The sequence below is a fragment of the Streptomyces sp. SN-593 genome, assembly GCF_016756395.1.
GTDB lineage: Bacteria > Actinomycetota > Actinomycetes > Streptomycetales > Streptomycetaceae > Actinacidiphila > Actinacidiphila reveromycinica.
In genome coordinates, this window is the sequence record NZ_AP018365.1 from 7443624 (window position 1) to 7462381 (window position 18758).

21 protein-coding genes and 4 pseudogenes are annotated in these 18758 nt (G+C 69.7%); 7 read left to right on the forward strand and 18 right to left on the reverse strand.

Annotated elements, in window-relative coordinates; translation table 11 throughout:
• Positions 1-50 precede the first annotated feature (50 nt).
• Together RVR_RS31655 and RVR_RS31660 are read right to left on the reverse strand one after the other, a co-directional pair.
• Positions 51-614 (reverse strand): DinB family protein, encoded by a 564-nt coding sequence (locus tag RVR_RS31655; protein ID WP_202237312.1) that lies wholly within the window; start codon positions 612-614, stop codon positions 51-53.
• 8 nt (positions 615-622) lie between these two features.
• Positions 623-1099 (reverse strand): Lrp/AsnC family transcriptional regulator, encoded by a 477-nt coding sequence (locus RVR_RS31660; RefSeq protein ID WP_202237313.1) that lies wholly within the window; start codon positions 1097-1099, stop codon positions 623-625.
• A 79-nt stretch (positions 1100-1178) separates the two neighbouring features.
• On the opposite strand from RVR_RS31660, the gene RVR_RS31665 reads away from it, so the two are divergent.
• The 3 genes and pseudogenes from RVR_RS31665 to RVR_RS31675 form a co-directional block, all read left to right on the forward strand.
• Positions 1179-2237, forward strand: a complete 1059-nt coding sequence (locus tag RVR_RS31665; RefSeq protein ID WP_202237314.1) for a Glu/Leu/Phe/Val dehydrogenase family protein — start codon at positions 1179-1181, stop codon at positions 2235-2237.
• On the forward strand, positions 2237-2722 hold the full coding sequence (locus RVR_RS31670; RefSeq protein WP_202237315.1) for a thiamine pyrophosphate-binding protein: 486 nt from the start codon (positions 2237-2239) through the stop codon (positions 2720-2722). Before RVR_RS31665 ends, RVR_RS31670 begins: the two co-directional genes overlap by 1 nt.
• A gap of 77 nt (positions 2723-2799) precedes the next feature.
• A pseudogene (locus RVR_RS31675) lies at positions 2800-3246 on the forward strand (transposase); the annotation flags it as partial.
• 68 nt (positions 3247-3314) lie between these two features.
• On the opposite strand, the gene RVR_RS31680 reads toward RVR_RS31675, so the two are convergent.
• Complete coding sequence (locus RVR_RS31680; RefSeq protein ID WP_202237316.1) at positions 3315-3923, reverse strand: TetR/AcrR family transcriptional regulator; 609 nt, start codon at positions 3921-3923, stop codon at positions 3315-3317.
• A 253-nt stretch (positions 3924-4176) separates the two neighbouring features.
• Here RVR_RS31680 and RVR_RS31685 point away from each other — a divergent pair, with 253 nt between their 5' ends.
• The gene (locus tag RVR_RS31685; RefSeq protein ID WP_202237317.1) at positions 4177-4914 is read left to right on the forward strand and encodes an alpha/beta fold hydrolase; all 738 of its coding nucleotides are present in this window, start codon (positions 4177-4179) and stop codon (positions 4912-4914) included.
• Between the two features lie 554 nt (positions 4915-5468).
• Here the strand turns inward: RVR_RS31685 and RVR_RS31690 are convergent.
• Genes RVR_RS31690 through RVR_RS31710 form a run of 5 tightly spaced genes read right to left on the reverse strand, consistent with a single transcriptional unit; the run spans position 5469 to position 9929 of the window.
• Positions 5469-6368, reverse strand: a complete 900-nt coding sequence (locus RVR_RS31690) for an HpcH/HpaI aldolase/citrate lyase family protein (protein WP_202237318.1) — start codon at positions 6366-6368, stop codon at positions 5469-5471.
• Between the two features lie 57 nt (positions 6369-6425).
• A complete protein-coding gene (locus RVR_RS31695) occupies positions 6426-7595 on the reverse strand; it encodes a CaiB/BaiF CoA transferase family protein (protein WP_202237319.1) in 1170 nt (389 codons plus the stop codon).
• Positions 7592-8035 carry a MaoC family dehydratase gene (locus RVR_RS31700; protein WP_202237320.1) on the reverse strand — a complete coding sequence of 148 codons (444 nt, stop codon included), beginning with the start codon at positions 8033-8035 and terminating at the stop codon, positions 7592-7594. The genes RVR_RS31695 and RVR_RS31700 overlap by 4 nt, the downstream gene beginning before the upstream one ends.
• Positions 8036-8052: 17 nt before the next feature.
• Positions 8053-8556: a MaoC family dehydratase gene (locus RVR_RS31705; RefSeq protein ID WP_202237321.1), complete on the reverse strand. Its 504-nt coding sequence runs from the start codon at positions 8554-8556 to the stop codon at positions 8053-8055.
• Between the two features lie 14 nt (positions 8557-8570).
• Positions 8571-9929, reverse strand: coding sequence for an MmgE/PrpD family protein (locus RVR_RS31710; protein WP_202237322.1), 1359 nt, complete (start codon positions 9927-9929; stop codon positions 8571-8573).
• A 192-nt stretch (positions 9930-10121) separates the two neighbouring features.
• Between RVR_RS31710 and RVR_RS31715 the strand changes: the two genes are divergently transcribed.
• Both RVR_RS31715 and RVR_RS31720 read left to right on the forward strand, forming a co-directional pair.
• Positions 10122-10865 carry an IclR family transcriptional regulator gene (locus tag RVR_RS31715; protein WP_202237323.1) on the forward strand — a complete coding sequence of 248 codons (744 nt, stop codon included), beginning with the start codon at positions 10122-10124 and terminating at the stop codon, positions 10863-10865.
• 92 nt (positions 10866-10957) lie between these two features.
• Positions 10958-12199 (forward strand): acyl-CoA dehydrogenase family protein, encoded by a 1242-nt coding sequence (locus tag RVR_RS31720; protein WP_202237324.1) that lies wholly within the window; start codon positions 10958-10960, stop codon positions 12197-12199.
• A 46-nt stretch (positions 12200-12245) separates the two neighbouring features.
• Here the strand turns inward: RVR_RS31720 and RVR_RS38095 are convergent.
• The 8 genes and pseudogenes from RVR_RS38095 to RVR_RS31740 form a co-directional block, all read right to left on the reverse strand.
• Positions 12246-12371 (reverse strand): annotated as a pseudogene (locus tag RVR_RS38095) (IS5 family transposase); the annotation flags it as partial.
• A gap of 91 nt (positions 12372-12462) precedes the next feature.
• Positions 12463-12549: pseudogene (locus RVR_RS38990) on the reverse strand (hypothetical protein); the annotation flags it as partial.
• 106 nt (positions 12550-12655) lie between these two features.
• The gene (locus RVR_RS31725) at positions 12656-13465 is read right to left on the reverse strand and encodes a class I SAM-dependent methyltransferase (RefSeq protein WP_202237325.1); all 810 of its coding nucleotides are present in this window, start codon (positions 13463-13465) and stop codon (positions 12656-12658) included.
• A 219-nt stretch (positions 13466-13684) separates the two neighbouring features.
• Positions 13685-14647 carry an amidohydrolase family protein gene (locus RVR_RS31730; protein ID WP_202237326.1) on the reverse strand — a complete coding sequence of 321 codons (963 nt, stop codon included), beginning with the start codon at positions 14645-14647 and terminating at the stop codon, positions 13685-13687.
• A 409-nt stretch (positions 14648-15056) separates the two neighbouring features.
• Positions 15057-15467: a hypothetical protein gene (locus tag RVR_RS38100; protein ID WP_237405077.1), complete on the reverse strand. Its 411-nt coding sequence runs from the start codon at positions 15465-15467 to the stop codon at positions 15057-15059.
• A 58-nt stretch (positions 15468-15525) separates the two neighbouring features.
• Positions 15526-15801, reverse strand: a complete 276-nt coding sequence (locus RVR_RS38105) for an alpha/beta fold hydrolase (protein WP_237405078.1) — start codon at positions 15799-15801, stop codon at positions 15526-15528.
• An 18-nt stretch (positions 15802-15819) separates the two neighbouring features.
• Positions 15820-15984, reverse strand: a complete 165-nt coding sequence (locus RVR_RS38110; RefSeq protein WP_237405079.1) for a hypothetical protein — start codon at positions 15982-15984, stop codon at positions 15820-15822.
• Between the two features lie 27 nt (positions 15985-16011).
• On the reverse strand, positions 16012-16944 hold the full coding sequence (locus RVR_RS31740) for a ketopantoate reductase family protein (RefSeq protein WP_202237327.1): 933 nt from the start codon (positions 16942-16944) through the stop codon (positions 16012-16014).
• 156 nt (positions 16945-17100) lie between these two features.
• On the opposite strand from RVR_RS31740, the gene RVR_RS31745 reads away from it, so the two are divergent.
• Entirely contained in the window at positions 17101-17718 is a 618-nt protein-coding gene (locus RVR_RS31745; protein WP_202237328.1) for a TetR/AcrR family transcriptional regulator, read from the forward strand.
• 157 nt (positions 17719-17875) lie between these two features.
• Here the strand turns inward: RVR_RS31745 and RVR_RS38115 are convergent.
• Positions 17876-18055, reverse strand: a pseudogene (locus tag RVR_RS38115) (alpha/beta fold hydrolase); the annotation flags it as partial.
• Between the two features lie 74 nt (positions 18056-18129).
• Positions 18130-18468, reverse strand: coding sequence for a hypothetical protein (locus RVR_RS31750; protein WP_202239715.1), 339 nt, complete (start codon positions 18466-18468; stop codon positions 18130-18132).
• Positions 18469-18758 lie beyond the last annotated feature (290 nt).

Sequence of the window (18758 nt, forward strand, 5' to 3'; positions counted from 1 at the left end):
TTCGCACGGCTGGGGCGCTTGATTGACTGCTGCTTGGCACCGCACCCGGCTCATACTCGGTGCGGTGCGGCTCCGTCCTGCCAGCGGTAGAGGTCGCGCAGCAGGGAAATTTCGGCGCCGTGATGGATCAGCTCCCTGTTGACGTGCAGGACCCTGTTCTCCATGGAATACCGCTCGGGACCCCTCGGGGGCGGATTGTCCAGGTCGGCGTCCGAGAGCTCGCGGACCCCCGTGTTCCATCTCCCGTACATCTCATCGAGCTGTTTCAGCGCCTCATCGGCGGTCCCCGCGTAGGCGAATGTCTCGGAGTCGACGTCCTGGCCGCCGAAGTACCATCCGACCCGATAGCCCAGGCACGAGACGATGATGTGCGCCAGCCGCCAGGCAATCGTGGTCACCGGCGCCAGCTCCGGGCCAGGGGACGCGGAGTCCATCGTCCACTTCCCCGCACCTGCCGACATCGGTGCGGCCGACGTGCCACGTGGGCGGATGCTCCAGCAGCCGCGCACCGGCTCCCAGAAGTACTCCTCGTCGGCAAGACCGTCCAGCCTTGGCCGCAGGTTCTTGCGCCAGTACCAGTCCAACTGCTCCGCGAGCCGCTCGCTTCCGGTCATTCACGCTCTCAGGTGTGTTGCTGTGCCGTCGGAGACAGAGGGTCGAGCACTGGGTTCGTGAGGTGCTGGTAGATGATCGCGGTGCGGAAGCTGACGATCTCGCGGCGGTTGGTGAACTGGTCCAGGAGGAAGGCGTGCAGATGGTCGATGTCCTGGGCTGTGACATGGACAAGGAAGTCGTCGCTGCCGGCCATCGTGTAGACCGAGACGACTTCCGGTAGCCGGGTCACCGACTGCTCGAAGGCGGCGACGACGTTCCGGCGCAGCGGCCGGATCCGGGTGGACACCATTGCCTGGACCGGGCGGTTGAGTGCCCGCAGGGAGACCTGGGCTTTGTACCCCTGGATGATGCCGCGCTTGTGCAGCAGCCTGGTGCGTTCGAGGCAGGTGGACGGTGCGATGCCGATCTTCTCGGCGAGCGCACGGTTGGACAGCCGACCATCTACCTGCAGATGATGCACGATCGCCGAATCAACTTCGTCCATGACTACCTCCACGATCCAAAGGCCGAATTTAATTCGGCACAAGGCCGAGTGATCCGTGCATCACTCTAGCTTCGGGTGCATGAGCCAAGCATTTGCACACGAAGAAGTCGTAGTCCGCCGCGGCAGCCGTTCCGGCCTGTCCCTGATCGTCGCCCTCCACTCCCGGGCTCTGGGCCCGGCGGTCGGCGGGTGCCGACTGCGGCGCTACGACACCTGGCAGGACGGACTGGCCGACGCGCTGCGCCTGTCGGAGGCCATGACCTACAAGGCCGCGGTGGCCGGTCTGGACTTCGGCGGCGGCAAGAGCGTGATCGCCCTCGGCAAGGACACCGAAGTCACCGCAGACCTGCGCGAGGCCGCACTTGAGGACCTGGGCGATGTGATCGCCTCCTTGGAAGGGTCGTACCGGGCCGGCCCCGACATCGGCACCGGCCCGGACGACATGGTGGTCCTGAAGCGTTTCTCGCCGTACGCGTACTGCGCGCCCGAGGAGCACGGTGGGACCGGCAATTCCGGCGGTCCCACCGCCACCGGCGTGCTGGCCGCGCTGCGTGCTGGTGCACGGCATGTGTTCGGCGACGCCTCCTGCGCCGGTCGTACGGTGGTCATCAGCGGATTCGGGTCGGTCGGCGGCGGCATCGCGGACGGCTTGGCCGCCGAAGGCGCTCACGTCGTGGTGTCGGATGTGGACCAGTCCCGCAAGGACGCCGCCCTGGCGAGCGGTTACGGATGGGTCGAGCCCGATCAGGCGCTGTCCGCACCCGCCGACATCTTTGTCCCGGCGGCCGTCGGCGGCATCCTCAGCGAAGAAGCCGTGCCCCGGTTGACCGCCCCTCTGGTCGTCGGCCCGGCCAACAATCAGCTCACCGAGGAGTCCGTCGCCGATGCCCTCGCGGGGCGCGGCGTCGTCTGGGTCCCCGACTACGTTGCCAGTGCCGGCGGCATCGTCTACGCGCTCAGCCGGGAATCGGAGAACTACAGCCACGAGGCCGCCCACAAGCGGGTGGAGGGCATCGGCGACACCGTCAGCCACGTTCTCGACATGGCCCGTTCGACGGGCGTGACCCCGCAGCGGGTCGTCCAGCAGATTGCCGAGGCCCGGCTCGCTTCCGCCGCCCGGCAGGTTCGGGGCGCCTGATGGCCGAGGCATCAACGACTCCTCCGGCCGAGGCCAACGCTGGCGCTGCGAACGGGGCGCGGAGCGTCGTGGAGACACTGGCGGCTTCCGGCATCGAGGTGTGCTTCGCCAACCCGGGCACCTCGGAGATGCATTTCGTCAGCGCCCTGGAACAGGGGGCCGGGATCCGGCCGGTGCTGTGTCTGTTCGAGGGCGTGGCCACCGGTGCCGCCGACGGCTACGCGCGGATGGCGGGTAAGCCGGCATCGACCTTGCTGCATCTCGGTCCCGGCTTGGCCAACGGTCTGGCCAACCTGCACAACGCCCGCAAGGCGCAGTCTCCTGTGGTCAACATCATCGGCGATGATGCTCTGAGCCACCTGAGGTTCGAGACCCCGCTGACCTCCGATGTCCAGGCGCTCTGGCCGACCTCATCGGCGCGCCGCCCGCCCACTCCCCGCGGCACGGCTGGAGTCCGCCTCCGGCCCCCGAGGACGGCGATCTGACCCCCCCGCAGCACCTTCCATGCCCACCTGCTCCCCGAGGGAGCGATCGTCAGCGACGAGAGCGTCACTGCCAGCTTCGCCGGCGACGGACCCTGATCCGCACCGACTCCGCCGGCGGCACCCACGACTTCCTGAACTGGCTCACCGCACCGGGACGTTGGTTGTCCTACTCGGTCGGGATGGTCATCACCGACGCAATCCACCAGGCCGTCCTCCTCGTCCCCGCCGCCGCTTGGACGCCCGCAATCGAACCGGACGGCGACGTGCGCGACGGAGCCTGGGTTGCCGAGCTCGCGGGCGACGTGCTCAAGGGCTGGCCGAAGGGCCTGCGGCTGATCGTGCGCAAGGAACGACCGCATCCGGGCACCCAGTTGAGGATCACTGACGCCGACGGCATGCGGATCACGTGCTTCGCGACCAACACGATCGACGTTCCGATCGCGTAGCTGGAGCTGCGGCACCGCCAGCGGGCCAGGGCCGAGGACCGCATCCGTGCCGCCCGCGACACAGGACTGCGAAACCTTCAGTCCGGAAGGTCGCGCGCGTTCTCGATGCTCGGAGAACTAACCCTCAGGATTCCTGGCGCATCACACTAGCGAAGTTCACGCGGCCAACCCTGGACGGCCAGAACAGCCACCTGCTCGAGCACATGCCGGCTGGCTCCGTCGCGGGCGGACTGCGACATGCCTTGCAGTGTCGCTTCGGTGTAGTGGGCCAGGGCCGCGGCGTCGGTCTCCGGCGGCAGGACATGCGCGTCGACGTCGGCCTGGATGCGCTGCTGGAAGGCGGCGATGTGCCGCTCGCGGTGCTGACGTAGCAGGTCGGCGACCTCGGTGCTGCCGGCGGCCTCGACGGTGCACAGCAGCATGCAGCCACGCGGTCTGCCGGGGAGCGTGTGCTCGTGGGCGGCCTCTCGCAGCACCCGCGTGATCGCTTGCCTGGCGGTCGGCTCCTGGCCGAGGGCGTGGGTGATGTATCCACCGTACCGATCCGCGTACACCTCGACGGCTTCGTTGAACAAAGCCCGTTTGTCGCCGAACGCAGCGTACAGGCTGGGCGAACCGATGCCGAGCGCGGCGGTCAAGTCGCTGATCGAGGTCGCCTCGTAGCCGTTCGTCCAAAACAGCTTGATCGCAACGTCCAGCGCGGCGTCCCGGTCGAAGGAGCGTGGTCGCCCCCTGGGGCGCGTCGGTGTCGGCATGGCGCAATTGTATAACGGGTGCTGCAGAAAGATGTGGGCGGGCGGGTCGGTGTGAGCAGGGGATGCCTGCGGGCCGACGGGCCGGCTCCAGCGCGAGGAGCGGGCTCGAGGTCGGCGATCGGTTCACACATCTGCTAACGTCCATTTCTGTAGTGACCACTAGAGAAAGGTGTCGATGATGCCGAGCAGTGGGTGTCTGCGGCCCAGGCGGTTCAACCGCGTCGAAGCTGGCCCTGCCGACCGGGAGACAGTTGTGCTGCTGCACGCCGTCGGCCTGGACCTGACGTACTGGGACCGCCAGATCGAAGCCCTTGCCGATCGCTATCGGGTGGTAGCCGTCGACTTGCCCGGTCACGGGATGTCCGACCCTCCGCCTCGAAACGCGGGCATCGGCCACCTGGCACAGGACGTCGCCGACATCGTCGAGGCCGATGCGGGGGGCAGCGCCCACATCGTCGGTCATTCCTTCGGCGGAATGATCGCCCAGCAGCTCGCGCTGTCGCGTCCCGGCCTAGTGAAGAGCCTCACGCTGATCGCGACGGCGGCGACATTCACCGACGAGACGCGCGCGTTCATGCGCAGCCACGCAGCGTCCGTGCGCCAGGACGGCATGGGCGCCGTCGTGCCGCTCGTGACCAACTGGCTTGCTCCGGCCACGGTAGAGCGCCGACCGGACATACTCGACCGACTCGAGAAGTCGATCCGCGCCATGGACGCTGCCGTGTACGCACCCGCATGGGACCGGATCGCACATTTCGACGCAGCGGACCAACTGGCGGCACTAACCTGCCCGACCCTGGTAGTGGCCGGAGGACGGGACACCAACACTCCAGTAGCCGACGTCACCCTGCTGGCGAAGGCCATCCCGCATGCCGAGCTCAGCGTGATCGCTGATGCCGCGCACATGATTCCGCTCGACACCCCGGACCGGCTCAACAAGGAATTGCTCGGCTTTCTGGCCACTGTCGGGCCCTGTCCACGGACGCGGTAGGGATTCAGGTGAGCGCCGTCGGTGGCTGGTCCGGCGCGACGGCAGCCGGCTGAAGCCCGTGGTGAGCAACTGGCTCGGGTCACCGCGGAAGGGGTTGCCGAGGCTGTCGCCCTCAGCACGGTGCTGAACCTGGGATCCGGGCGTGTTCCTCGACGCTCTCGCCCGACACGCCACGGGTCCCCGTAAGCGGTGGCGAGAACCTGGCGGGCCGACCCGCGAAGGCGCGGATCCGGCACGTCCCGATCATCCATCAGCTACCGGGGGGAAATCCTTCATGACCATCGCCATCGCCTACGCGGCTCCCTCGGCGAAAGCTCCGCTGGAGCCCCCGACGATCGAGCGCCGCGCAGCTCTGGGGTGACCACCCGGAGCCTGCCATGGCGAGTCCTGCGGCGACGACGATGTCGGCCGATGTCGGCCAGTCGCCGCCGCCGCAGGCAGACGGCTGTGTCACACGCCCCCGGAGATGAACAACCTCAGCAGGTCGGGGGACGCGCGAGGTTGAAAATCAAGCTCAGCGGGGACAGGTCGACCCGACGTGGAACGGGCGGCATTCACAAGCCGAGAGCCTCGGCCTGGTCGAGGGTGTTGCGCAGCAGGCGCACGGAGGCGATGTCGACCATGGTTCCGTCCACGGCGACCGCCCCCAGTCCGCGCGTCTTGGCCTCGCCGAAAGCGGCGACCAGCTTGCGGGCCTGGGCGATCTCCTCGTCTGTGGGGCGGAACTCCTCGTTGGCCAGGGCGATCTGGCTGGGATGGATGGCCCACTTGCCGGAGAAGCCGAGGGTGTGGGCGAGGCGGGCCTGCTGCTGGTAACCGTCAGGGTCGCTGAAGTCGGCGAAGGGGCCGTCGACGGCCGCGATCCGGGCGGAGCGGGCCGCAATGGCGATCTTGTTGCGGGCGTAGTGCCAGAGGTCGCCGGGGTAGCCGCCGTCGGAGGCGCCGATCGCCGCGACCCGGACCCCTTGGGAGGCGGAATAGTCCCCGGGGCCGAAGATCAGTGCCTCCAGGCGGGGTGAGGCATGGGCGATCTCCTCCGTGGCGATCATCGCCTCGACTTCCTCGATGAGGACCTCGATGCCGATCCGCTTGGTCAGGCCGAGGTCGGTCTCGATCTGCGTGAGCAGGCGGTCCACCCACCACACGTCTCGCGCGGACTTCACCTTGGGCACGATGACGATGTCCAGGGCGTCCCGAGCGCCGGTGACCACGTCGAGGATGTCGCGGTAGGCGTAGTGGGTTTCCAGGTCGTTGATCCGCACGGCCCGGGTGGCCGGCCGCCAGTCGTGGTTGAGCAGAGCGTGCACGATCTTGGCTCGTGCGGCTGGTTTCTCGGCGGGCGCGACGGAGTCTTCGAGGTCGCAGAAGACCAGGTCGGCGTCGCTGCTGGCAGCCTTGGCGAGCATCTTCTCGTTGCTTCCGGGGGTGGACAGTTCACTGCGGCGCGTTCGCATGGCATGCCTCCGATGAAAGACGGGACGGGGAAACGAGGTGGCGGGTGATCAGCGGTCTTAGCCCGCTGAGGTACCGGGGCCGAGAATCTCGGCCGTGTGCTCGCCCAGCAGGGGAGCGCGGTGGTGGACGGCGGCGCCGGAGCCGGCGAACTTGATGGGCTGTCCGGCCACGGTGACCGTCCGTGCGCTGCCGGGGTGCTCGATGTCGACGAGCATCTCGCGGGCACGAAGGTGTGGATCGGCGTACAGGTCCGCCGCGGTGTTCACCGGACCGCAGGGCACGTCCGCGGCGACGGCCGCCACCACCTGGGCGGAGGTGCGCTGCGTGGTCCACTCCTCGATGACGGCGCGGACCTTGTCGCGTACGGCGACCCGCGCGTTGTTGGTGGCGTAGCGCGGGTCCTCGGCGAGGTCGGGCCGTCCGAGGGCGGTGCACAGCGCCTGCCACTGGTGGTCGCGGGGGGCGGCGACGGTCACCCAGCCGTCCGCGGTGCGGTAGAGGCCGAAGGGGCAGAGCAGCGGATGGTCGTTGCCTTCGCCGGTCGGGACCGCGCCGGTGTAGGAGTGCTGGTAGACGGTCCGCTCGCACAGGGAGACGATGGCGTCGTACATCGCGACGTCCACGAACCGGCCGTGTCCGGTGCGGGCGCGGTCGGTCAGGGCGGCCAGGACGCCTACGGCCAGCAGCGTCGCCGGAAAGACGTCGCCGATGCCGGCGCCGACCTTGGTGGGCTGGTACGGGGGGCCGGTGATGCCCATCAGGCCGCCCATGGCCTGCGCGACGACATCGAAGGCAGGCCGGTCCACATGGGGGCTGGTTCCGGTCCTCGGGTCGCCGAACCCGCGCAACGCGCCGTAGACCAGGCGGGGGTTGTCGCACCGCAGGGACTCGTAGGACAGGCTCATCCGGTCCATGACCCCGGCGCGGAAGTTCTCCACCAGCACGTCGGCGTCGGCGGCCAGCCGCCGCACCGCCGCGGTGCCCTCCGGGGAGCGGAGATCGACGACGACACTGCGCTTGTTGCGGTTGACGCTCTGGAAGTAGCCGCCGTAGTGGTGGTCCTCGTCGTCGCTGGGGAAGGGGCCGGTGCCTCGGGCGGAGTCGCCGGCCGGGGACTCGACCTTGATGACGTCGGCGCCGAGGTCGGCGAGGAGCATGGTCGCGTAGGGACCGGACAGCGCGCGGGTCAGGTCGACCACCACGATTCCGTCGAGCGGGCCGTTCATCGCCGGGCTCCGGCCCGCTGGATGAGCGTGGTGCGCTCTCCTTCGAAGACCAGCACGTCGTCCTGGTTGACGCCCCAGTGCTTGAAACGGACCACGCCGGCGTCGGGCCGGTCGGCGTCCTGCTTGTCCAGGACCTCGGTGTAGGCGTAGAGGGTGTGCCCGTGGGTGACGGGGGCCCGCAGCCTGATCCGGTCCAGGCCGAGTTCGGCGAGCGCGTGCTCGCCGGTGTCCTGGGTGGCCAGGCCGATGACCATGGATATGGTCACCCCGCCGAAGACCAGGACGTGCGGGAAAGCGCTGCCTTCGCGGGAGTGGGCGTTGAAATGGGCCTGGGCGGTGTTCATGACCATGTTGGTGATCAGGACGCCGTCCATCTCGGTGACGGTCTTGCCGCGGGCGTGCTCGTAGACGTCGCCGACGGTGAAGTCCTCGAAGTACATGTCGGTGTCTCCTCAGCTCACAGGACGGCGGGCGCGCCGGCGGTGCGCACGAAGTTGGTACGGACGAAATCCACCACGACCTCGTCGCCGACCAGGCCCTCGGTGCGCCAGCCGACGATGCCCATGCCCGGGTGGCTGTCGGAGCGCCGCGCGGTGCGGACCCGGCTGCGCGCGCGGACCGTCTCGCCCACCAGGACCGGCCGGTGGAAGGTGAGTTCCTCGACGCCGAGGAAGGGGCCGCCGTTCTCGCTGAGGTCCTCCACGCTGAGCCCGAACACCGTGAGGAAGAGCAGGTTCGGGTGGACCACCAGCTGTTCGTGCCCCTGCTCCTGGGCGGTCTCCGCGTTGAAGTGGATCGGGTTGTAGCTCAGCGTCAGGGTGGTGAACAGGACGGAGTCGGCCTCGGTCAGGGTGCGCCCCCAGTGGTGCTCGAAGACCTGGTCCGCCTCGAAGTCCTCGAAGTATCGGCCCTTGGCCAGGAGGCGGGCGCGCTTTTTGATCGCTGCGAGTTCTTGCGACATGGGATTCCCTCGGGTCAGGCGCGCAGCTGTCGGCACAGCACACGCACGTCGTCCAGGCCGGCCAGTCCGGCGACGGCACGCGCCACCAAGGCGGCGCGCTCGGGGCCGAGTACCGGTTCGGCCAGTCCCGTGAACTTCGCCGCCAGGGCGTCGTCCTGTTCTGCGGGGTCATCGGTCCAGGCCGGCGCACGCATGTCCCCCGCGGATCGCAGCTCGCGTCCGTCGCGCAGCGCGACGCGCACCTCGGCGACGGGGCCGGACAGCGACGGGTCGGGGACGACGGCCGTCCGCTCGCGCAGCACCAGGACGGCCGGATCGGCCGTCGCGGCGTCGGTGAACAGGTCGGGGGTGGCGCGCCGGTGGACCAGTGCGAGCGCGGCCGTGCCGGTCAGGCTGAACTTGGCCTCCAGTCCGGTGCGCGGTTCGGGGATGCCGCACACGTCCAGATGTCCCGGTGGCACCGCGATCCCGATGTGCGCCACCTCGCCAGGGTCGAATCCGTCCTGGGCGCGGAGCGCGATCAGGGCGTTGACGGAGGCGTGGGTGAGGAAGCAGGAGGCGTGGGTCTTGAACCGCACCTCCTCCAGGTGCCAGGGATCACCGAAACTCGGCGACAGCGCCCGGGCGTCGAAGGCGTCGGACTCGGCCGCGGCGAAGCCCTGCGCGTGCCCGAGGATGTCGTCGGCACTGGTGAAGCCCCGCACGGCCAACTCGCCGGCGACGACTCCGTTCGCCGCCGCGCGGCCCGCGTGCAAGGGCTTGCTCATGGTGCCGAAGACCGCTTTCAGCCCGGCGGCCTGGGTTCCGGCGATCGCCAGCGCCGTGGTGGTGCGCGGAGTGTCGAGGCCCAGCAGGTGGGCGACCGCGGCGGCCGCGCCGAAGGAGCCGAAGGTGGCGGTGGAGTGGAAGCCGCGGGCGTAGTGCGCGGGGCCGACCGCCGCGGCGATCCGCGCCTGGGTCTCCACCCCGGCCACGAACGCCGTCAGCAGCGCGCGCCCGGAAGCGCCGGTCCGCTCGGCCACAGCGAGCGCGGCCGGAGCCACGGCGACCGAGGGATGGCCCACGGTGCCGATCACATCGTCGAAGTCGAGTGCGTGGCCGGCCGTGCCGTTGACCAGTGCGGCGGACGACGCAGCGGCCGTGCCGGGCATCCCCACCAGGGTGCAGGGGCCGCCCGCGGCCTCCGCGCCTGTGAAGTCCGCCAGGATGCGCGCCGCCGGCTCGCGGGCTCCGGCGAGCATGGTGCCCAGCACGTCGAGCAGGCACTGCCGCGCGAGGGTGACCACCTGCGGCGGAAGGTCCTCGAAGCGCAGTCGACTCGATGCGGCGGCCAGCACCGCCGTCGACGAGTGCGCGGATGGGGTCCGGAGCAACGCCTTCACCTCCTCGTTGAAGCGAAGGGGAATTCATGCCACGATGTGGCATGCCATCCCGAAATTGGATTCCCAGCATGGCTCCGGGTCGACCCCGGCGTCAATGAGCGATACGTCAATGAGCGATACGTCAATGAGCGATACGGCAATGAGCGACGCGTCGGCAGCGACCGTCGATGAAGGAGAACCGCTATGCAGAGCGTGCTTCGCAGCCTCCGGGTGCTGGAGACCGTCTCCGAGCACCAGCCCATCGGTGTGGGCGCGCTCTCGCGCCTGGTCGGCCTGCCCACCTCCACCGTGCAGCGCATCCTGGTGACGCTGGCCGAGGCCGGATGGCTGCGCCCCACCGAGGAGGAGCAGACCCGGTGGAACCTGACGGCCAAGGCACTGATCGTCGGCAGGCGGGCGGTGGGCGAGGTCGGCGTCCGGGAGGCGGCGGCCGAGCCCATGGCCGCGCTGCGCGACGCCACGCAGGAGACCATCCACCTCTCGGTGCTCGACGGCCTGGAGCGGATCGTGCTGATCGACCGGGTGGACTGCGACCAGCCCGTACGCACCTACAACCGCCTGGGCAGTTCGGGGCCGCTGCACGTCACGGCGATCGGCCGCAGCATGCTGGCCGCCATGGGCGACGCGGACGTGGAGCGCGTCATCGCCCACGGACTGGAGCGGGTCACCGAGAACACCATCACCGACCCAGCCCGGCTCCGGGAGAACATCCGCGAGACCCGCGAGCTCGGCTACGCCGTCAACATCGGCGAGAACCGGGCCAACGTGTGCGCCGTCGGTGCGCCGGTGCTCGGCCCCGGCCGCAGGCCCGTCGCAGGCATCGCGATCTCGATGCCGGACATCCGCTTCGACCACCGCAAAGTGCCGCACTGGGGGGACCTGGCGGTCCGGACGGCGGCCGAGATCAGCGCGAACCTCACCGGCTAGCGCAGGTTGACGCGGGACCCGGGCCGGGCGCATAGTCCCGAAGGGTAGAAACGGCATGGCATGCCGTCATGCGGGATACGAAGGAGTGGCCCATGAGTTCTCCCACCGTCATCGCTCCGCCGGTCCCGGTTCTGGCTCCCCCGTACGACACCGGTGCGCGGCTGGCCGTCCAGGCCGAGGCGCGCCGCTTCTCGGACGAGGAGGTACGCCCGGTCGCCGACGAACTCGACAAGCACAAGGGCGAGATGCCGCGCTCGCTGATCGAGAGGCTGAGCAAGCAGGGCTACTTCGGGATCCTCGTCCCCACCGAGTACGGAGGCATGGGGCTGGGGGTGTTCGAGTACTGCCTGATCGCCGAAGAGCTGGCCCGCGGCTGGATGAGCGTCGCCAGCATCATCGCCCGGGCGCAGGGCATGGGCACCGGCTTCGACGACGAGGCCAAGCGCCGCCGGCTGCTGGAGAAGAGCGCGCGCGGGCAGTGGATCGGCGCCGTCGCCCTGTCCGAGCCCGGCGCCGGCTCCGACCTCGCCGGTGTCAGCACGCGCGCGGTGCGCGACGGAGACCACTTCGTCGTCACCGGGACAAAGCGTTGGTGCGGCAATGCCAAGGCCGCGGACTTTATCCAGCTCCTGTGCCGGGTTCGGGATCCCGAACCCGGAGAGCGGCGGTCAGCGGGCATGGGCACCCTCGTTGTCGAGAAGGAGCCCGGTGCCTTTCCCGAGGGGCTGACCGGGAACCCCATCGACAAGATCGGCTACCACGGCTTCCTCACGTGGAACCTCGAGTTCGACGGGCTGCGCGTGCCGGCCGCCAACCTGGTCACCGATCTGGGCCGTCCCGGCGCCGGCGGCAAGGGCAAGGAGACCAACGCCTTCCGGGCCATCGAACAGGACCTCAATGTGGCGCGCGTGCACACCGCCGCGCGGGCGGTCGGCCTCGCCCGGGCCGCGGTCGAGGAGTGCCTGCTGTACCTGCAGGAACGCCACCAGTTCGATCACCCCATCGGAGATTTTCAGGCCCTGCGTTTCATGGTCGCCGAGATGGCCGCGCGGGTGGACCAGGCGCGCGCCTTCTACCAGCAGGTCGCCCACCTGATCGACCTCGGCCGTCCCTGCGAGCGGGAGGCCGCGATGGCCAAACTCCTCGCCACCGAGATGGCTGTCGAGGTCACCGGCCAGGCCATGCAGCTGCACGGCGGCAACGGCTACACCACCGAACGCCGAGTCGAGCGCTATTGGCGTGACGCCCGCCTGACCACCGTCTTCGAAGGAACCAGCCAAATCCAGCAGAAGATCATCTCGGACCGCCTGCTGCCCCGCAGCCCCTTGTGCTGAGAGGACGTCCTGCTTGAAGAAGCGATAGTTCATAGCTTGCTCCATTTTATGACCGTTTCCCCGTCGCTCGTTTCGCGAGGTGGGAGATCATCGCGAGGCGGATCACGCTCTCGGAGTACGCCGGTTTGGTCTCGTAGTCGCGGGCGAGGCGACGGTGCATCATGATCCATCCGGTTGGGTCGGCCGCACTGTTCCGAATGGATACGGTCATGGCAGATGTCGCAGGCCACGAGTGTTTTGCGGCGCCGATGGAGCATGACGCGCGCCCAGTCGGAAGGCTGCCATCCGGCATGTGCGAGGTCGGCGAGAGCGCGGACGTGGTGCACTTGCACATGGAGCCTTGCTTCCACAGGCGTCGGATCGTCACAACAGTTACGTCCGACCGGGGCACTTCAACAAGATCTTTTTACGAGCCCTAAGCCGCATGGCGGGGACTCTGCCTACCTCAAGTGCCTTTCAGAGTCGCCCGCTGAGAAGTTGGCAGCCCATGGGGAACGCGTAAGAGCCGTCCCGCCGGCGGCAGGGGGCGGCAAGTTCGGCCATGGTTCGGCGTGCCCGGCCGAGTGCGTCCTGGCCAAGACGGCGGAACGCGTCCTGCATGGGGCCGGGGATGGCGAGGACGAAGGACCACCAGCTCTCGAAGTCGGCGCGTTCGAAGGTCCAGCGGAGGGTGCGCGAATCGACCGCGGTAAGACCTGCCTCGCGGAGGATCCCTTCACGTACGCCGGCAGCGGCCAGCTTGTCGAAGACACTGAGGTCGGGTACCTGTTCCGCGGGCAGCACGGCCTCAAGACAGCGGAGGCCGAGCCGCATGGCGGCGTGCATGTCGAGCGTTCCCCATACTGCGACGGTGAGCCTGCCGCCGGGGACGAGTACGCGCGCGGCCTCCCGGACAGTGCGTATGGGATCGCCCATCATCAGTGCGCCCATACGGGACATGACTGCGTCGACCGAACCGGTGTCCAGCTCCAGAGCGTCCATGGACATGACCTCAAAGCGCACACCGTCGTTGCCGAGTTGAGCGGCCCGTGACCGCGCGGCCTCGATCTGGGTCTCGGAGATGTCGATGCCTGTCAGCCGAAGATCGGGTCGCTGCCGCGCCAGTGTCACTGCCGGCTCCCCCACGCCGCATGCGAGATCGAGCACCCGGCCCGACTCGGGGACAGTTGCGAGCGCGGCGAGCAGGCCGTCGTTGGCGCCCTGGAGAAGGGGTAGAAACTGGTCGTAGTCGACGTCGAGATGATCGAAATCGGGCTGGTCGGACATAGTGAGGCACCTTTTGACTTCGGAACGAGTCTCGGTTGCTTGTCGTCACTGCTGAGACGAGAGAACGTCGGGCACTTCAACGCGTCATGCGTGTCCGTTCGTTCCCTGGGCCCGGGTACGCCTCGGGACCGTGCGGCGCGAAGTTGGGGGCCGGAGCACCACGGCCTCATCCGCAAGCTGTGAGCTGCACGGACCATAGTGGAGTCCTGGAAGCCTGGGTCACGACACCTGCCGGACATCGGCTTCGTTCGAGCCGTCGGGGATCTTGGTGAACTCCGGCGCGGGCGGTTCCTGGTCGAACATCAGCCGGACGCTGGTCAGGCGCACCGGCGCCTCCGACGGTCCCCACCCCGCGCCAACCCCAGCGCCGGCGCTCGCGGTCAGCCGGGCGGGCGTCCCGCCGGCGCGCCCGCCGGGAGCGTTGCGATGGCGATGGCGAGCAGACAACAGCGCAACAGGGACGATCCACCGCGAGCACCCGCCGTGCCCGAGGTCAGCCCGACCAGCGCGAGCCCCGCGCACACCGCCGCCACCACCCACCGTTCCGCCGCCGCGAGCCTTACCGGCGGTGCGGCGTCGACACCCCCGTGATTCCATTCGGCGCGGCGAGCCGCTTCCGCGCCTGGCCGGACACCGAAGAAGCGCCCAGTCCGTCACCGTGCGGACGTCGCCGGTGAGAGTCGCAGGAGACGTTCGGCGTTGCGGTGGGCGATGTCGTGCTGGGCGTCCTCGGAGAGGCCGGAGCCCGTCAGAAACGCGCGAGCTCCGTCGTTGCCGACGAAGGGGTAGTGGACGGAGTACATCATGCGGTCGGTGCCCAGCACGTGCCCGGTCGGCGGCGGTGGTCGGCAGCGAGGCGAACGCGGCGAACCGCTCGGGGTGGCGCCAGCAGGCCGCCGCGAGGCGGTCGTTGACGTCGCGTACCTGTTCCGGCGCCACGTCGGCGGGCAGGAACTGGGTGGTGAGGTTGGACAGCACCTGCATGCCGATGCCGTGCGCGTCCATGGCGGCGAGGCGTCCCTCGTCGAGGTCCTCCAGCACCTCGGCCGACGGGCTGTAAGGCAGGCCGCTCGCCGGGTCGTAGCTCGCGCCGAAGCCGGGGCTCACCCCGGCCGACCGGGCGGCGGACGCTCTCGCCACACCGGCGTGCAGTGTGTGCTCCTTGATGGTGATCAGTTTCATGGTGCGTCTCCGTGTCTCCCGTTCGGTGTTCCTCGGTGTGCTGGGGCCCGTCGCGATGCGGCTGCCGGGGACGCGGTGCCGTCCGGTCGAACCGCCCGGTGCGAAGCCTTCACGCGCAGCCGGACGCGGGGCCGCGTACGCCTGGGGCGCCGAACGGCTGCCCAGCGCGGGGCCTCACTGTCCACGAGACGGTGAACGTGCCGAAGGGGTTGAGGTCATGCCCGCCGTCGTCGCTCTTCTCCGGTGGGTCGGGGAGCCGTTCGCGGACGTCGTGGCCGGGCGAGGCGCCGAGGGGCGCCGGGAGGCGGTGAACCTTGGCGCGGGCCCGTTCACGTACGGCCGGGTTCAGCATCGAGGGTGGCGGCCCAGTCGCGTAGGAGGGCGGCGTAGGTCTCCGGGTCGGCCCGGCTCAGGTTGTGGGGGCGTCGGGGAGTGATTCGTAGGTGATGTGCTGCCCGGCTCCGGTGACGAGCTCGCGCACATGCCGTGCCTGCAGGTCGGTGAGGGCTCCCTGCAGCCGGCCCGTCGTCTCGTCGACGTGCCGGAAGCGGTGGGTGAACAGCACCGGGACCTTCACTGCGGAGAGCATGCGCGCGTGGTCGCAGGACGCGGTCGCCGAGCCGGTCCAGAAGGCCCGGGCCCACTCCGGGTCGTACTCCTTGAAGGTCGGCGGCGGTTCTTCGCCGCTGACGTACGACTGGCCTCCGTCGCCGCCGGTGCCGGGTCGCCATTCTCGCCAGGCCGTGCAGGACCACCAGTGGCAGGTCCCGGGCGAAGGCCCGCCGCAGTCCCTCCCAGTCGCCGACTTGCCACTGGTCACCCAGATAGGCGTTGACGAGTTGGAACATCGCGCCGTGAGTCTGGCTCATGCCAGGGCCTTAGGGAGGACGGATCTCGGCGGAGAACAGCGGCGGGCCCTCGTAGCAGGCCCCGTGGATCAGGCCGGGCGGCGCGTAGGCGGACAGCCATGCCGCGATGAGCCCGCCGGAGGAGTTGCCGGCCACGACGACCGGTCGCCTGATCCTGCCGGAGATGAACCGCACCAGGTCGTTGCCCATGTTGTCGACCGTGTAGCGTCCGGGGGGCCGGGTTGAGCGTCCCTGGCCGCGCAGATCCACGGCGAAGACCTCGAAGTCGTCTGCCAGGAGCCGCATGGCCCGCTCGTAGCCCCATCAGGAGGTCGCCTGCGGTGGTATGAGCAGCAGAACCGGCTTGCTGCCCGACCCGGCGACGGCGTGGTTCAGTGCCACCTCGCCGGTGTCGAACACTGCCTCGGGGTAGTCGTGCGGGACGTAGGTGATGTCGGGGTGCTCGGGCCCGTAGGGTCCGTGGTTCATGAGTCCGCTTTCCGTGGTCGTGTGTCGTCAGGCGAGCCGGGAGGGGGCGGCGCGGTCACGGTCGGCCTTCGCGGGCCGCAGCGCGCGCAGGGCGCCGGCGGCCTCACCCAGCGCCGGCACCTGTGCGGCTTCGGCGGCCAGCAGGTCGATCAGGCCGCGGCACTCCTCGGCGGAATTCCCGACCGTTTCGCGGAACCTGCTGCGCGACACCCCCCACAGGATGAGTGTCAGCATCAGCCCGGGGGCGCGGCTGATCTGCTTCTTCGCGCCCGGGTAGGGGGTTTCTCCAAGGCCGCGGAGGATCGAGTACCCGGCGCGCAGTGCCCGCGCCCCGGTCCTCGCCTCGGCCCAGCCCGCCCCGCGTTTGTGCCGCATGCCGGCGACCGAGACGCCCTCCATGGCGATGGTGAGTGGTACCTGGGAGCGCAGCCAGCGCCCCATGTCCGGCTCCAGCGCGGACGGCATGCCCGCGGCCCGGAACAGGTTCACCCACCGCTGGTCTCCCTGCATGGCCTTCGTCTTGGGGATCGTCAGTCCGAGCCTCCCGTCGCCGTCGAGCGTGGCCAGGACGGCGGCCATGCCGAACGTGGCACGGTCCGCGCCCACGGCGGAACGTAGTCGCTCGGCCTCGGGGGTGACGAACATGAAGTGCACACACCGGGCCGGGCTGCGCTGCAGGGCCGGCAGGAGCGTGCCTGCCTGGTGGGCGAGCACGGTGACGATGACCAGGTCGAACTGGGCCTGCTCATCGAGGTGTTCAGCGATCTTGACGACAGCGCGATCGCCGTTTGTCAGAACGATCCCGCCGTCGCGTCGCAGTTGGGCCAGGCGGCGCGAACCGGGGCGGGCCACAACGGTCACCGCGTGGCTGGCGCGCCGCAGTTGGAAGGCGACGGCGCTGCCGATACGGCCGGCACCGATGACGGCGACGGCGAGGGAGGGCGTGGGCGTGCTGGTCATGGCTGGGTGACTCCTCGAGGAACGAAGGGTGCGCAGCGGCCGAGGCCGGGACGGGCGGTGTGGTCCGCGGTGCGGGGACCCACATATTTTCACCCGGTGCAAATCACGATAGGCGTAACTTTCACCGAGTGCAAGTAAGTGAGGTAGGCTGGGCGCATGGTCCGAAGGAAGTCCGACGCGCCCGGCCGGTTGCAGGAGGCGGCGATGGCCCTGTTCGTCGAGCGCGGGTACGACGCGGTGACTGTCGCCGAGATCGCCGAGCGGGCGGAGATGACCAAGCGCTCCTTCTTCAACCACTTCGCGGACAAGCGTGAGGTCATGTTCGCCAGCGCCGACGCGCTCCAGGCGAGGGTCCTCGATGTGCTCGCCGCGGCCGGCGACGAACTCGGCCCGCTGGACGCCGCCGTGGAGGCGTTCGCCACGGCGGCCGCCGCCCAGGTCGAGGGCTACCCCGAACTCGCCCGGGCCCGCCGGACGATCATCGATTCCTCCACCGACCTGCAGGAACGAGACCTGCTGAAGATGGCCGCGATGACGGCGGCCGTCGCCGACGCGCTCACCTCCCGCGGCACCCCGCGCCGGGACGCGGCGTTCGCCGCGCAGGCCGCCACCGCCGTGTTCACCACAGCCGTCGAGGACTGGATCCGCGATCCCGCGCGCGGGCTCGCCGACGCGATCCGGGACGCCCTGGGCGGACTCAGGGGAGCCCTGGCGATCGGAGAACGGGACACGGGCTCGCCCGGTGCCCGGGCGCGACATCGACCTCGCGGGTGATCGGCGACGCGGTCCGTGCGGCCCGGGCCCGTGAGCTCGTCCCTTCTTCGGCTGAGCAGGCGCTGGTCTCCGGGCGAACAGGTGCTGGTCTTCGGCGGAACAGGCTCAGGACCGCGCGTGACGGCGCCGGGTCAGTCGCCGTCGAGGACGAACCGGGGATGGCGCCGGCGACGAGCGCGAACTGCTCGTCGGGGATGAAGTGTCCGGCGTCGGGCACGACGACTCCGGTCGCGATGTCGGCCCACGGGCTGATGGAGGCCGCCATGCCCGGGATGGAGACGTGGCGGCTGGAGCCGCCGAGAATGGACACGATCAGGTGCCCGCGCTGAGCGCCTTCGTCCGGCGGTTCGCGAGGTGATGTCCCTTTCGGGATGAGGCTGGGAAAGGGCCACTGGTCACCGTGTTCGTCGGCTACTGCTTCCTGGTGAAGCTGCCGGTCTCGGCCTCGGTGAGGACGTCGAGCTTGACCAGGCGTTTCAGCTTGGCGCGGGTGCCTTGACCTCGAATGATCAGGTCCGAGTAGGGCATGACGTCCAGCGAGGCTGAGCCGAGGCCGGCTCGTCGGTCCAGGACCAGGACCGCACCGCCACGAGCTGACAGCCGCGGCGCGGGCTGACAGCAGGTCATCGCGCCGACCGTGTGGCGGCGCCAGCCCGGGAGGAAGCAGGTCGCCGGCCGGGGAAGCCCTTCCCAGCCGGCGACCTGGGGCTCTTCCAGCGGGGTTGCTGTGGCGGGCGTAGCAGCGCTCACGTCGTAGGGCGAGACGGTGGCGGGGCCGAGGGCGGCAGGGCCGGGCGGGTTTCACCGCGAGCCGGCCGGTGGCGCCGCCGCGGCAAACCCCTGAGCTCCCGCAGAACGCTCCGTCGACGGGCGGCGGCGCCCGGCGTACTCCTCACATCACATGGTGACAGCGGCCAGGCTCTTCGCCATGACCCGCTCCCTGCCCACGCCATCGGGCAGAAGATCGCTGGGCTCACCCGCGTCCGTGAAACCGTGCCGTTCACAGAGCGCGGTCGCCCTGTGGCTGCCCGGCATGACGG